Below are 14,518 nucleotides of genomic sequence, written 5' to 3'. Positions count from 1 at the left end.
CCGGAGGACCGGGCGGCCATTCTCCTGGAGCCATCAAGGGCAACCACGCCATCAGCCACACCCGGTCCTCCCGGACCGCCCAACATTCTTAAGGACCCTTCATGCCTGAGGACCCGGGGCACACCGCCCCACGCTGGCTGGTCAACCGCCGCAAGCGCCCCGACGCCGCGATCCGGCTGTACTGCTTCGCCCACAGCGGCGGCTCGGCCGCCGAGTACGTCCGCTGGGGCGACGACGTGACCGGCATCGAGGTGTGGGGCGTGCAACTGCCCGGCCGCGGCTCGCGGCTCGACGACCCGCAGTACACCCGGGTCGGCCCGCTGGTTCACGATCTGGTGAGGCAGGCCGTGTTCCGCGCACCGTTCGCCTTCTTCGGACACAGCCTCGGCGCCCTGCTGGCCTACGAGACCGCGCGCGCCCTGCGCGAGCACGGCCTGCCCGGCCCCGAACGCCTGCTGCTGTCCGCCTGCCCGGCCCCGCACCGGCCCCGCGGACTGCCGCCGATCCACCACCTCGGCGACCGGGAGCTGTTCACCGCCATCCAGGGACAGTACGGCTCACTCCCCGACGAGGTGGCCGAGGACCCGGACCTACTCGCGATCGTGATGGCCTCGCACCGCTTCGACTTCGAACTGGTCGACAGCTACCGCCACACCCCCGGCGAGCCCCTCGACCTGCCGCTGCACGTCTTCGGCGGCACCGAGGACCGCCTCCCCGCCGAGGAACTCACCCGATGGCAGGGCCACAGCCGCGGTCCGTTCGCCCTGAACCTGCTGCCGGGCGGTCACTTCTACCTCCGCGAGCACCGCGCCGCCCTGCTCGAACTGATCCGGGCCGCACTCACCGACCGCCGGCGCGCCGGGTCGCCCGTCCACTCGCTCTCCCACGACCTGTGAAAGCAGACATGACTCACGACACCGTCACCCCGGCCGGCTTCCTCGCCGAGCTCCACCTGGGGCACGTGCGCTGGGACCTGATCAGCCCCTTCCCCGCCCCGTCCGATGAGGACCGCGCCCGCGGCGACGCCGCCGTCGCCGAGCTGATGCGCTTCCTCCAGGAGACCGTCGACCCGACCGAGGTGGACCGCACCGCGAGGCTGCCCGACGGCTTCCACGAAGCCTGCGCCGCCCGCGGCTACTTCAGGCTCCAGGACCCGCTTGAGCGCGGCGGTCTGGGCCTGTCCGCCCACAACGCCTTCCGGATGATCCAGGCCGCAGCAAGCTGGTCGGTGACCGCCTGCTACGCCATGTCCGTCCACCTCGGACTGGGCGCCGGCGCCTACCTGCCGATCCTGACCGACGGCGAGCTGAAGTCCGAACTCGAACGGCTGCTCGCAGCGGGCGCGATCTCCGGCGACGCCGACACCGAGCCCACCGGTGCGATCAACCGGACCCGGGCCACCACCGCGGTGCCGACCGAGGACGGCACCGGATTCCGGATCAGCGGCGAGAAGGTGTTCATCCAGAACGGCCCGATCGCGGGCCTCCTGAGGGTCTCGGCCACCGTGCACGACAACGACCGGGAGTACATCCGGCTGTTCTTCGTCGACACCACCGACCCCGGCTTCACGGTCAGGTCCTGGCACGAGTACCTGGGTCTCAAGGGCCTGCCCAACGCGGCCCTCACCTTCGACCGGGTCTTCGTCCCGCACAGCCGGGTCTTCACCCTGGACGGCCTGACCGCCGAGGACGAGTGGCGTCTGGCCCCCGAACTGCACACCATCAGCGTCCGAGGCCGGATGTACCCCATTTCGGCGCCCGCCCTGGCGATCGGCCGGCTCTGCCTGCACTGGTCCCGGGAGTTCGTCCGGCGGCGTACGGTCGGCGGGTTCGGGCTGGAGCAGTACGACGAGATCCAGCGCATCATCGCCGCCAACCTCGCCGAGACCTTCGCCGTGGAGAGCGTCGTGGAGTGGTGCCTGCTGGCCGAGGAGCGCCACCCGGGGATCGACCTGGACCCGGAGCGGACTGCAGCCAAGAACATCAGTTCGATGACCAGCTGGCGCATCGTCGACCGCACCCTGTCCCTGCTGGCCGCCGAGGGCTTCGAGACGGCGACGAGCAAGGCCCGGCGCGGCGCTCAGCCGTTGCCGGTGGAGCGGTTCTTCCGCGACGCGCGTGCCCTGCGGGTGGCCGGCGGGGTGGACTTCCTCGTGGACCACTGGGCCGCCCGGCACCTGCTCTCGCGCCACTACCCGGAGCCGCAGGCCATCGCCGAGGCCGCGACCGACCTCACCGCAGCGGACGCCTGCCTGTCCCCGCGCAACCGGGACCACCTGCGCTTCGTTGCCGAACAAGCCGTGCAGTTCGCCCGCCTCGGCCGCGACCTGGTGGACCGACACCCCGACCCCGAGGAGCTGTTCGCCAAGGAACGCACGCTGATCCTGCTCAACCGGGTCTCCGCCGAGCTGTTCACCATGTCCGCGGTGCTGGCCAACGCCGCCCGACTGCACCGCGAGGGCGCCGGACCGGCCCAGGACCTCGCCGACGTGTTCTGCGCCGACGCACGCCACCGCATGGCGGACGCCCGGCGGCGCCTGGCCGACACCGACGGAGCCGACCACGCCGGCGTCTGTGCGCAGTGGCTTCACGGCGACGGCCTGGAGTTCCTGCTCCGCGACACCGTCACCGCCACCCCACCCGCCCGCTGAGCAGGTGGCGTCCGGGGCCGCCCCCGGCCACCAGCCCCGCACACCGAACGACCACCGACCCGGAAAGGGCCGCGCCGATGTTCAACCTCTCCCGTTCCCAGGAGATCGTCTGGCTGCACGAGGAACTCTTCCCCGACAGCCGTGCCTACAACTTCACCGCCTCCCTCGACCTGCGCGGCCTGCTGGACGAGCCGGCCCTGCGGCAGAGCCTGGCGACCGTGCTCGCCCGCCACGAGGCGTTCCGCCTCGAACTCGATCCCGAGGACTTCCCACCGAAGCAGCGGGTGAACGGCACCTGCGCACCGCGCTACCGCACCGTGGACCTGACCGGTGGCGACGACCACGAGGCAGCCTTCGAGGACCTGTGGCGCGAGCAGCACGACGAGCCCTTCGACACCGCCGAGGCGCCCATGGTGCGGTGGAGCCTGATCAGGCTGGCCGAGGACCACCACCGGCTGCTTCACACCGAGCACCACCTGGTGCACGACGGCTGGTCCTTCGGCCTGGTCCTGCGAGACCTGTTCACCACCTACCGCGAGCTGGCCCAGGGCATCCCGGCCGACCTGCCCGAGCCCCGCTCCTACGTCGAGCACGTCCGCCGGTCGGTGGCCGCCGAGGAACAGCCGGGCCACCGGGACGAAGCCCTGGCGTACTGGCGGGGCGCCCTGGACGGCGCGGCCTTCGACCTGCCGCTGCCCGGCCTCGCCGACCCGGGACGGGCCCGCGACATCCCGCACGGCGACCAACTGCGCCAGCTGCTGGAGCCCGAGCTGGCCGAGCGCCTGCGGACAGCCGCCCGTCGCCACGGGCACACCCCGTTCTCGGTGCTGCTCACCCTCTTCGCGGAGCTGCTAAGGAGGCAGAGCGGCCGCTCCGACCTGGTGATCGGCAGCGCGGTGGGCAACCGCCCGCCCGGTTTCCGGGAGAGCGTCGGGATGTTCGTCAACACCATCCCCCTGCGCATCCGCCTCCAGCCCGACGACAGTGCGCTGGACGCGGTCGACGAGGTCACCGAGGTCCTGATCCGCTCGCTGCCGCACCAGGGCGTCCCGGTCCAGGACCTGGCCCGCGAACTCGGGGAACACTCCGGCACCGGCCTGGACAACCCACTGTTCCACGTCATGTTCAGTGCGCACGACGCGCCGATCCCGCACGTCGAGGGGCTGAACCTTGAGGTGTCCATCCACGAGGCGTTCAACACCGGTACCTCCCGCTTCGCCCTCGACGTGGTACTGATCCCCGACTCCCGCCGGACCGTCAACACCCGCTCGGGCCCGGGCGGCATGCTGCTGATCTGGGACTTCGCCACCGACCTGTACGACGGCCCCCGGATCGCCGAACTTCAGCGGCAGTTCACCGCGTTGCTGGAGGCCTACCTCGCCGACACCGCAACCGGCCTCGCGGCACTCACCGCGCCGGCCGATGACTGACCCCACCACCCCGAACCATGCCCCGAGGAGACGAGATGACTGCCCACGATCCGACCGGCCACCAGCTGCCCAGCATCGCCTGGGGAGGTGAGCCCGCGCCCGCTCCCGCACCGGGGGCGGGACCACTCGACTGGTTCGACAGCCGGCTGGCCGAACAGCCCGACGCCCCGGCGGTCGTGGACGGCACCATCACCTGGAGCTACCGCGAGCTCGACCGAGCCTCCGCCCGGATCGTGCGGGCCCTCGGCGGCCGGGTCACCCGCGGTGAGCTGGTGGGGGTCTGCCTGGAACGTTCCGCGCTGCTGGTGGCCGCGGCGGTCGCGTTGGCCAGGACCGGCGCGGTCTATCTCTCCCTCGGCGCGCAGCCGGGGGCCGCGCGGGTGGAATCGATCACCGAGGACGCCGACATCGGCTGCCTGCTCACCGACGGCACCACCACCCCGCCGCCCGGCTGGACCGTTGCGCCGGCCGAGGCGGTGGACGGACTCATGGTCGCTCTGCGCGGCGGACGGGCGAACGGTGCACCCAGCGGTGCGCCCAGCGACGCCTTCTGCGCCGTCACCACCTCGGGCAGCACCGGCAAACCCAAGGTCGCACTGCTGTCGCAGGGGGCGATGGCCAACCTGGTCCGGTGGACCTGCGACCGGCTCGACATCGGTCCCGAGTCCCGGGTGGGTCTCTTCGTCGGCACCACCTTCGACGCGCACCTCAAGGAGTTGTGGGAGGCCTTGTCTTCGGGCGCCACCCTGCACGTCGCACCCGAGGACGCCCGCGGCTCGATGGCCGAACTGTTCCAGTGGTGGCAGGAGTCGGGCCTCACCCACTGCCTGCTGCCGACCCCGCTCGCCGACCTCGCCTTCACCCAGCCGTGGCCCGCCGGCCTGGCCATGCGCCACATCCTGGTGGGCGGCGACCGGATGCGGGTGCGGCCGCCCGCGCAGTGCGCGGCGGTCGTGCACAACGTGTACGGTCCCGCCGAGGCCACCGTGCTCACCACCACCCACCGCCTGGAACCCCGAAGCGACGACCCGACCGCCCTCGTGCCGATCGGACTGCCGTTGGCCGGCTACGCCGTCTTCATCACCGACGAGGACGGCCGGATCCTGCCCAGGGGACATGCCGGAGAGGTCCGGATCGGCGGTGCGGGCCTGGCGCTCGGCTACGTGGACCCGCAGCGGACCGCCGAACGCTTCGTGCCGGCCCCCGCAGGTCAACCGTACGTGGACCGTGTCTACCGGACCGGTGACAAGGCGGTGATGCGCGCCGACGGACCGCTGGAATTCCTCGGCCGCACGGACGACCAGGTGAAGATCAGCGGCGCGCGGATCGAACCGGCCGAGGTCGAGGCCGCCCTGGAAACCCACGACTCGGTCCGGCGCGCCGTCGTGGTCCCGTACCTGGGCACCGGCGGCCTACGGCTGGCTGCCTTCCTCCTGCTCGCCGAAGGGGCGCAGGCCGACGAGGACGCCGTGCTGGCCGCCGCCCGCGCCCGGGTACTGAAGCAGGCGGTGCCCGTCACGGTCCGCTTCGTCGACACCTTCCCGCTGAACGCCAACGGCAAAGTCGACCGCGCACTGCTCGCCCGGCAGGCCGCCCCCGCAGCGTCCACCGCACCCGGGGCGGCGCCGACCCATCAGACCCCGCAGCCAGAGGACACCGAAGCGTACCTGCTCGTGGCCTGCCGCCGACTGCTCGACCAGCCCGACCTCACGCCCGCCGACAACTTCGCCGAATCGGGCGGGACTTCGCTGGCCGTCGCGCGCTTGATCGCGCTGATCGAAAGCACCTACCCGATCCGGGTCAAGGCCGCAGAGGTCATGCGCCAGCCCGACCTGGCAGCCCTGGCGGCCCTGGTCGCCACCCGCCGCGCGGCGTCGGCACGCAGCTGACCACTCCCGCCACCACCGCCCACCCGCCCCCGAGAGGACCTTCCGTGGACCGCCGCACCCTGACCAAGCAGTATCTGGCCGAACTGAATGACAGCACAGCCACCGCGGCCGAACTGCTCGGTTGTGCGCAGCACGACACCCTGCTCGCCCTCGACTACGAGAACCGCTTCCTGCCCCGCCCGCTCTTCCTCGGCCACGAAGAGCAAGCGCAGCTGACGGAAGACCTGGAAACGCTCCACACCGCGCTGTTCAGCCTGCCCGACAGGCTCTTCGACGGCGACCTCGGCGCGTTCGCCCGGGCCGTCGGCATGACCGAGACCCAGACCGAGGTGATCCTGCGCAGCCGGGGCGCCGCCGCGACCCGCCTGGCCCGTACGGATCTGTGCGTCGACGAAAGCGGATTCAAGGTCGTGGAAGTCAACATGACCAGCTCGCTCGGCGGCCTGGGCAACGGCGTGATGGCCCAGGCCCTGCTGGAACACCCGCTCCTCGCCGACTTCGCCGCCCGGCACGGCCTCGGCTTCGCCGACACCGCCGAGGAACTGCTGCACACCATGTACGCCGCCACCGGGTTCGACCCGCAGTCCCGGCCGGTCATCGCGGTCGCCGACTGGCCGAGCAGCTACCTGAGCGGCTGGGCCGCGTTCCTGGAGGCGTTCTGCGCCCGACTTCGGGCCCTGGGCGCAGACGCGCACCCCTGCCACATCGGTCAGCTCGACTACCGCGACGGCCGGGTCTGGCTCGGCGACCGGGCCGTCGACATCATCCACCGGATCTTCCTCGCCGAGGACCTGCTCGAATCCCCCGAAGCCCCGGCGCTGATGGACCAGGTCGTGCGCGCCGCCGCAGCCGACCAGGTGAAGCTGTTCGTCCCGCTGGACGCAGAGCTCTACGCCAGCAAGACCACGCTCGCGATGCTCTCGGACGAGAAGAACCGGCACCTGTTCGGCACCGAGGAGCTGGCGGCGTTCGACCGCATCCTGCCGTGGACCCGAACCGTCCGGCCCGGCACGGTGACGCTGGAGAGCGGGCAGCTGGTGGAACTACTCGACTACGCCCGGGCCGACCGACACGACCTCGTACTCAAACCGACGGTCCTGCACGGTGGCAGCGGTGTGGTCCTCGGCGGGGACGTGACCGAGGAGAGCTGGGTCGAGCACCTCGACGCCGCGCTCGACAAGCCCTCCATAGTGCAGCGCCGGATCCGCCCGGTCACCGAACTGTTCCCGGACGAGGACGGCCGGTTGCAGCCCTGGCTGACGGTCTGGGGCGTGTTCACCATGGCGCGCGGCTTCGCCGGCATCATGGCCCGCGCCACCCGCCTGGACGCCCACGTCGGCGTCGTCAACATCACCAACGGAGCACACGCCGGGACCGGACTGTACGAGCTGCCGCCCCGCAGGCGCACCGACGAGTGACCGAGGAATGCATGAGTGGTTCGGCTTTCCGCGGCACTCCGTCGCCCACGGTCAGCCCGGCAGGTGGAACGGGTTTCGGCCGCGCCAGCGGGCGGGGCCGAAACCCGGGACTCCACGCTGTCCGCGCATCAGGCCAGGACTTCCTTGGCGGCGCGGACGCCCGACTGGAAGGCGCCGTGGGTCGTGGCGAAGGAAGTCCGGCTGGTCGCCTCGCCCGCGAAGTGCACCCGGCTGCCCACGGGGGCCGCGAGCTGGTCCCGCATGGCCGGCGTGGAGCCGATCCCGTTGAAGGAGTAGGAGCCCAGAGCACAGGGGTCGGATGCCCACCGGGTGATCTGGTAGTCGGTCGGCGCGGGGATCGCGCCACCGAAGATCGTTTTGAGGGTACTCATAGCGCTGTCGACGATCTGGCCGTCGCTCCGGTTCTCGATGGAGCGACCGAAGTCGGCGGCGTTGAAGCCGAGCAGGACGGGCTGCCCGTTGGTGCGGGTCACGTTCACCCACTGTGTCCACTGGCCGTACTTCGTGGCGGGCGGTATGTAGCCGAGCCAGTCGGTGCCGGGCCAGAACACGCGGGGGAAGCGCAGGTAGCACTTGTTCAGAACGCCCGTGCCGAGCTTGCCCATGGCCGTACGCTTGGCGGCCGGCAGGCCGGGGTCGAAGGTCACCGCACCGCTCTGCAGGACACCGAGCGGGAGGGTGACCACCACGTGGTCGGCTTCGACGACGGCTGTGTCGGTGGTGACCGCCACGCCGGTCGTGGTCCAGTCGACGCGTCTGACGACCTGCCCGGTCCGGACGGTGAGTCCTGCGGCGAGCAGGTCAGTGATCTGGTGGTAGCCCTGGGGGAACACCACATCGCCGCCTTTGAGGTCGGCGTCGCTGTCGAAGTTCAGGGCCGACATCCGGTCGGTGCTGCCGGAGTACTCGTGCTCGTAGTCGTTCAGGTCGTAGCCGAGCAGGGCCCTGTCGTAGTCGGACAGCGAGGACCAGCCGAGGGCCTTCTGGACGACGGAGCGAAGGGAGGCGTCCGCGTCCTCTGCGTTCTGGTACGACGTGAGTGCGTCCGCCGCCTTGGTCGCCCAGGTGTTGACGGCCTGGACCTGGGCGCTGGTGGCGGGAGCGCCGGCGGGCAGGTAGTAGCTGGTGCTGTCGTTGTTCGTCGGTACGGTCCTGGCCTTCGCCTGCGTGGCGAGTGCGCTGATCGGATTGTTGGTGACGCCGTGGATCCAGGAGGCCCCCAGGTCGGCCGGAGAGTCGGACCAGCGCCCGCTGGTCCAGATCCGGCCTCCGATGCGGTCACGGGCTTCGAGGACGAGAACGTCCTCCCCGCGGTCCGCGAGGTAGCGGGCTGCGGACAGGCCACTGATGCCCGCGCCGATCACGATGACGTCGGGCCGGTCGGCGGTCGGGAAGCCCGCGGCGGAGGCGATGCCACCTTCGGCGGTGGGCACCGCGGTGGCGCGCAGGACGGCTGCGGCGGGTAGGCCGAGCCCGAGGGCCTTCAGAAGATCTCGGCGTTGCATGGTCATGGCGGTCAACCAATCTGCGATCTGACGCGGGATTCGTTCGTACGTGGGGTGAACTGGTTCCGGTCGAGATGATCGGTCCGCCGGCCGCCGTGTGGAGCGGGACCGGCGGACCTCACCGATGACGTCGGCAGCCGTGCACCGAAATCGGTGTCGGGCTACCCGCTGCGCGACGAACGCGAAGCGCACCGCCAGAGGTGCACGGAGCCACGCGTGCACCGTCCGCGCACTGAGGGCCGGGGCACCGCGCCGGGAAGTGCGGCGACCGATCGGTATCCCACCCCTGGGATCAGGGAGAGAGACCTCACTCAGGGCCGGGGGCGTGGGACGCGGGGTCGTCGGCCCCGCTGGCGCCTCAGAAGGTGGACACAGCAAAGGATATATTGAGGCATCGATGTGTCAATAGAGGCATCCATGATCCTCGGCGGCGGTATCGGACCGCGTCGCGGGATGCCAGGACGGATCCGGCGAAGCCTCTGCCCGTACGCCGTCAGCCCGCGTCCCGGACCGGCGCAGATGAACCACTCCTCCGGGCGGCCACTTCGGAGGGCGTGGCGTCGGACGTCGCGCAACGGACTCCGGACCGTTGCCCTCGGGGCTCCTCCCGGCGTCAGAACGGGGCGGTGGCGGCGGTCCTCTTGCGACGGCGACGGGCCAGGGGAGTAGAGAAGTTCCAGGCTGTGTGGTCAGGGGTGCTCGTCGCGGGGCGAGGGGGTTGACATCGTTCGTCACGAGGTGAACCACGCCGGCGAGGGTCAGCAGCATGGGAGTCGGACAGATGAGGCGCCCGGCTTCGATGTCGAGCCGCGGCGGACCAGGGGGACCTTCACCATGGTCTGGCTGATGTTCGCCGTTATGTGGGCGCTGGCGCTGGCGGTCGCGGCCGGCACCCTGGTGATCGGGCGCACGCGCAAGGGCCTGGTGTGGCCGGCCCTGGGATGGATGGCGGCGACCGCCCGGCCGCGGTCAGGCAGCCGCACCACGCAGCAGGACCGACATGAGGAACTCCGGCGCCTGCCGAGCACCCATGTGGCCTTCGAGGGTCAGTTCCCACGCCGTCTCGGAGAGGCTGCAGAAGGTCGACGCAAGCCAGGTCGCAGCCATGTCACTGCGCAGGAGCCCGGAGCGCTGTGCTCGTTCGACGAACGCGACGGTCCGCTTGAAGATGTCTCCGGCCCGGGTGCTGGCCTCCGGCACTCCCAGGACCTCGGGTTCGACGTAGACCAGGTTCCAGAGCTGGGCGAACGGCGGATATTCGGCGGCGAGCGCGGTCAGTAGGAGCTCCATGGGAGCGTCTTCGCTCTCGGCCCGGGACAGGGCGCGGTCGCAGTCGTCGAGGATCTTCTCCGCCATGGCGTGGACCAGGTGCTGGCGGGTCGGGAACAGGCGTACCAGCGTGGCCCGGCTGATGCCGGCACGGGTGGCGATCACCTGCATGGACGCCCCGCGGTCCTTGGCGAGAACCGGGATCGCTGCGTCCAGGACCTCTGTCGCGTCGGTGCGCAACCTCTATCCACTCCTCATGCCTCTATTGACACACCAGTGCCTCAATGTATGCTCTGCAGTATCAGCCTCATTGTACTGAAGAGAGGGCCACCTGCCGCGCTCGCGGTCGGACCCGCTCCTCGGGTGATGCGTGTCCTCTTCGTGCTCGCACCGTGCGCGTCGGGTAAGGCCTCCGGAATCTGCTGTAGTTCCCGTCAGCTCGGTTCGGCCATCGCATTCCCCGGGTAGCCGGCGTCGACGTCAAGGACGGTAGGTGAACCGGGCAGGCCGCGCAGCGTCGCGTGGCTCCGATCCGTACGCGGCACCACCGGCGCCGCCCGACGGGCGAATCACGAGGCGGATTCGCGCCACCGCGTGTGGTTCCGGGAGATGCCGGGCGCGCCGCCGAAGGCTACGCGGTCCCTCTTCGTAGTCCCCCCGGGCACGGCGTCGAGCGAGCACAGCGCTCCTGCGATCCCCCATGCTCGCGGCAGATCCAGATCGGTAACAGCCAATGACGATGCACCGCCGACGTTTCCTGACCAACCTGGGCCTCGGCCTGACCGCCGCGACGGCCCTCGGTACGCTGGCCGCCTGCAACAACGGCGGGGACGACGGTGACGGAGACCCGACGGGTTCACCGTCGGCTCCGACCGGCACCTCCCCTTCCGACCGCAGCGGCGTGATCGTCGTGGGTGCGGGGGCCGGTGGTCTGGCGGCGGCGCGCTACCTGGCCGACAAGGGCAGGAACGTGCTGGTGCTCGAAGCCCGGAACCGGATCGGCGGCCGGATCTGGACCAGCGAGCAGTGGGCCGGGACCCCGGTCGACATGGGTGCCTCCTGGATCCACGGCGTCGACAAGAACCCGATCACCGACCTGGCGAAGAAGGCCGGCGCGAAGATGGTCACGACCGACTCCGAAAGCGCCACGGACTACCTCGCCAACGGCCACAAGGCCGATGACGCCTCCGAGCAGGCGATGCAGCGCTGGCGCAAGGCCGCCGCACAGGCACTGGAAACCAACCAGGACCAGAACGACGACCAGAAGGACACCTCGGTGCGCAGCGTTGTCGAGCGCGCACTGAACTGGCCATCGCTGTCGAACAACGACAAGGCGCTGGCTTCCTTCGCGTTGAACGACTACGAGCACGAGTACTCCGGCAGCGTGGGTGACCTGTCGGGGCTCTACTTCGACAACGGGGCCTCGATCAGGGGCAAGGACGTCCTGTTCCCCGGTGGCTACCACCAGGTCACCGATCTGCTCGCCAAGGACCTGGACGTGCGGACCGAGCACGTCGTCCAGCAGATCGACTGGAAGGCCGACGGCGTCACCGTCACCACCGACAGGGGGGTGTTCGAAGGCGAACACGTGGTGGTGACGCTGCCGCTGGGGGTACTGCAGAGCGGCTCGGTCAAGTTCGGCCCCGGCCTGCCCGCGGACAAGCGAGCCGCGATCGACAAGCTCGGCGTGGGCGTCCTCAACAAGTGCTACCTCCGCTTCCCCAAGGTGTTCTGGGCGGACACCGACTGGCTGATGTTCGCACCCAACCTGGACAAGTACGGGCAGTGGGAGCAGTGGATCAACCTCAACCGTGCCGTCGGGCAGCCCCTGCTGCTCGGCTTCAACGCCGCCGACTTCGGCCGCTCGATCGAGAGTTGGAGTGACGCCCAGATCGTCGGCGGCGCGATGGAGACGCTGAAGACCATGTACGGCGGTGACATCCCCCAGCCGATCGACTTCCAGATCACCCGATGGGCTTCCGACCCGTTCGCACACGGCTCCTACTCGTACTACCGGACCGGCTCCACGCCGAGCATGCGTGACGCGCTCGCGGCCCGGATCGGTGACCGGGTCCATTTCGCCGGTGAGGCCACGCACCGCGAGTCGTCCGCGACCGTTCACGGGGCCTACCTCTCCGGAATCCGTGCGGCCAAGGAGATCGCGGGCTGAAACGACCGTGCGGGCGCCGATGGCCAACGGGTCCGGAAGGACGAACCCTGCCATCGGTGCCCGCACCGGCATGCGCGACCCCGGGGGCAGTCGTCGGCCTCCCACGGGGCAGCCGATCAGCAAGAGGAAAGAAGCGTGCGCCCGGCATCGAGACCACCCAGGTGCATACGTCCGGCGAAGGGCACGACCGGGCAGCCGGTTAAGATCCGGTGCGATCCGGACGCCGGCACTCGCCGAGGGCGCATCTTGGCTGCCCCACTCCCTCTGCGTCCCCCTCTCCACCGCACGACCCGCTGGGAGCCAGCATGACCACAGAGCGTTTCGGCGCGCCCGTTTCCTCGGCCTTCCAGGCGCTGGGCCCCGAAGATCCCGGCGAGATCGGCGGCTACCGGCTGCGTGCGCGGCTCGGTGCCGGCGGCATGGGCCGTGTCTACCTGGCGTACACCCCCGGTGGGCGTCCCGTCGCACTCAAGGCGATCCGACCCGAACTCGCCGAAGATCCCGAGTTCCGCCATCGCTTCGCCCAAGAAGTCGCCAGCGCCTGGCGCATCCACAGCCTCTTCACCGCCCAGGTCGTCGACGCCGGCACCGAGGACGTCCACCCGTGGCTGGCGACGACCTATGTGCCCGGCCCCTCCCTCCAGCAGGTCGTCCACCGGCACGGGCCGCTTCCCGAACGGACCGTACTGCTCCTGCTCGCCGGCATCGCCGAGGCACTGCAGGCGATCCATACCGCCGGTGTCGTCCACCGCGACCTCAAGCCGGGCAACGTGCTCGTCGCCGCCGACGGGCCGCGCGTCATCGACTTCGGCATCGCCCGCGCGGCAGACGCGAGCCCGCTCACGGGAACCGGACTGCGCATCGGATCGCCCGGCTACATGGCTCCCGAGCAGGCTCTCGGACAGCCCGCGACCTCCGCCACCGATGTCTTCGCACTCGGTGCGCTGATCGCTTACGTGGGTTCCGGCAGACCGCCTTTCGGCGAAGGGCCCGAACCCACCGCCCTGTACCGGGCGGTGCACGAGGAGCCCGACCTCTCGGACCTGCCGCCCGGACTGCACGACCTGGTGCGGTTCTGCCTGGCGAAGAACCCCGAAGAGCGACCGGGAACGGCCTGGTTGATCGAGGCTGCGCGTAGACACCCGGCGATCGGAGGCGAACTCCGCTTTGCCGACGGCTGGTTGCCCGCACAGGTCAGCGGCGACCTCCGCGACCACACGGACCTTCCCGCCACACCCGTCCCGGTCGCCGCAGGCCTGCCCGCGGGCTCGGCCGAGGCTCCGACGGCGCATGTTCCGTCTCCGGCCCCCACCCGTCCGCAACCGACACCTACGCGCCTGGACACAGCTCCGGCCAAGCGACGCGCGGCCGTTCCGGCCAAGCGCCGGCGGCGCAGCCGCACCGTGCTCGTGACGGCGGCCGCCCTCCTGGTCGGCGCTGCCGCCGCGTTCCTGCTGCTCGACTACACCGAGTACCTCGACGAGTCCCCCGAACAACCCGCCGCGGCGGCCGTACCGGTCCCCGCAGTCCCGAGTTCCGCCGCGCCGTCCGCACCCGACCAGCAGAGCCGCGTGCCCGGTTACACCGTCGCCTACGCGAACCGCGAACTCACCTCACCCGACCGGGACTACGAGTTCGACCTGACAGGCGGAAAGGTGACGCAGGATTCCTCGGTGTGGTACCTGGCCCGCCAGGCCGGGGCCTTCTACCTCCCCGAGGACAGTGACGCCTACATCCCGCCGGCCGGGCCGGTCGCCCTGTCCGACTGTCTCAAGGGCATCGAGACCCAACCGACCGCGAGCCTGCCCTACAGCACCCTCCGCGCCGACCGCAGTTTCTGCGTGCGCGCTCCCGGCACCCAGGACATCGCCATCGTCCGGACGCTCAACACGGCATCCGACGACGGCCCCGTGAAGGTCTCCATCACCTACTACCGGCGTTCCGCCTGACCAACCGGGCCCAGGGGGCCCGGCATGCCCCGGGAGAACCGTGAGGTACGTACACGCGGGCTCCTGAGTCGCCGCTCAGCGGGGCGGCCCGCAATTCGCGCCGCCCCGCTGCCTGCTGACGCCTAGTGAGCTGGTTCGGAGATGCGTGAGCAGTAGCGGCAGATCCGGTCGATGATCTGGTCGGCGGTCCTGGTCCACTTGAACGGTTTGGCGTTCT

At 70.6% G+C, this 14,518-nt stretch carries 9 protein-coding genes and 1 pseudogene; 8 read left to right on the top strand and 2 right to left on the bottom strand.

All coding sequences use genetic code 11. The features are described 5' to 3' along the window. Nucleotides 1-101: 101 nt before the first annotated feature. From ACZ7KX_RS41955 to ACZ7KX_RS41935, 5 genes are all read left to right on the top strand, one after another. Nucleotides 102-896, top strand: a complete 795-nt coding sequence (locus ACZ7KX_RS41955; protein ID WP_470331217.1) for a thioesterase II family protein — start codon at nucleotides 102-104, stop codon at nucleotides 894-896. Nucleotides 897-904: 8 nt separating this feature from the next. Further along, nucleotides 905-2,650, top strand: a complete 1,746-nt coding sequence (locus tag ACZ7KX_RS41950; RefSeq protein ID WP_470331216.1) for an acyl-CoA dehydrogenase family protein — start codon at nucleotides 905-907, stop codon at nucleotides 2,648-2,650. Between the two features lie 77 nt (nucleotides 2,651-2,727). Further along, nucleotides 2,728-4,080: a condensation domain-containing protein gene (locus ACZ7KX_RS41945; protein WP_470331215.1), complete on the top strand. Its 1,353-nt coding sequence runs from the start codon at nucleotides 2,728-2,730 to the stop codon at nucleotides 4,078-4,080. Nucleotides 4,081-4,115: 35 nt separating this feature from the next. After that, nucleotides 4,116-5,969 (top strand): non-ribosomal peptide synthetase, encoded by a 1,854-nt coding sequence (locus ACZ7KX_RS41940; protein ID WP_470331214.1) that lies wholly within the window; start codon nucleotides 4,116-4,118, stop codon nucleotides 5,967-5,969. 44 nt (nucleotides 5,970-6,013) lie between these two features. Beyond that, a complete protein-coding gene (locus ACZ7KX_RS41935; protein WP_470331213.1) occupies nucleotides 6,014-7,387 on the top strand; it encodes an ATP-grasp domain-containing protein in 1,374 nt (457 codons plus the stop codon). Between the two features lie 128 nt (nucleotides 7,388-7,515). Here the strand turns inward: ACZ7KX_RS41935 and ACZ7KX_RS41930 are convergent, their stop codons facing one another. Next, the gene (locus ACZ7KX_RS41930) at nucleotides 7,516-8,919 is read right to left on the bottom strand and encodes a flavin monoamine oxidase family protein (protein ID WP_470331212.1); all 1,404 of its coding nucleotides are present in this window, start codon (nucleotides 8,917-8,919) and stop codon (nucleotides 7,516-7,518) included. 732 nt (nucleotides 8,920-9,651) lie between these two features. Between ACZ7KX_RS41930 and ACZ7KX_RS41925 the strand changes: the two are divergent. Further along, a pseudogene (locus tag ACZ7KX_RS41925) lies at nucleotides 9,652-9,858 on the top strand (DUF4436 family protein); the annotation flags it as partial. Between the two features lie 24 nt (nucleotides 9,859-9,882). Here the strand turns inward: ACZ7KX_RS41925 and ACZ7KX_RS41920 are convergent. After that, nucleotides 9,883-10,422, bottom strand: a complete 540-nt coding sequence (locus ACZ7KX_RS41920) for a TetR/AcrR family transcriptional regulator (RefSeq protein ID WP_470331211.1) — start codon at nucleotides 10,420-10,422, stop codon at nucleotides 9,883-9,885. 499 nt (nucleotides 10,423-10,921) lie between these two features. On the opposite strand from ACZ7KX_RS41920, the gene ACZ7KX_RS41915 reads away from it, so the two are divergent. Beyond that, nucleotides 10,922-12,352, top strand: coding sequence for a flavin monoamine oxidase family protein (locus ACZ7KX_RS41915; RefSeq protein WP_470331210.1), 1,431 nt, complete (start codon nucleotides 10,922-10,924; stop codon nucleotides 12,350-12,352). A gap of 305 nt (nucleotides 12,353-12,657) precedes the next feature. Continuing rightward, the gene (locus ACZ7KX_RS41910) at nucleotides 12,658-14,301 is read left to right on the top strand and encodes a serine/threonine-protein kinase (RefSeq protein ID WP_470331209.1); all 1,644 of its coding nucleotides are present in this window, start codon (nucleotides 12,658-12,660) and stop codon (nucleotides 14,299-14,301) included. The last annotated feature ends 217 nt before the right edge of the window (nucleotides 14,302-14,518 follow it).

The organism is Kitasatospora sp. NPDC038210 (genome assembly GCF_055600605.1).
This window is presented reverse-complemented; position numbering and strand designations above follow the sequence as displayed.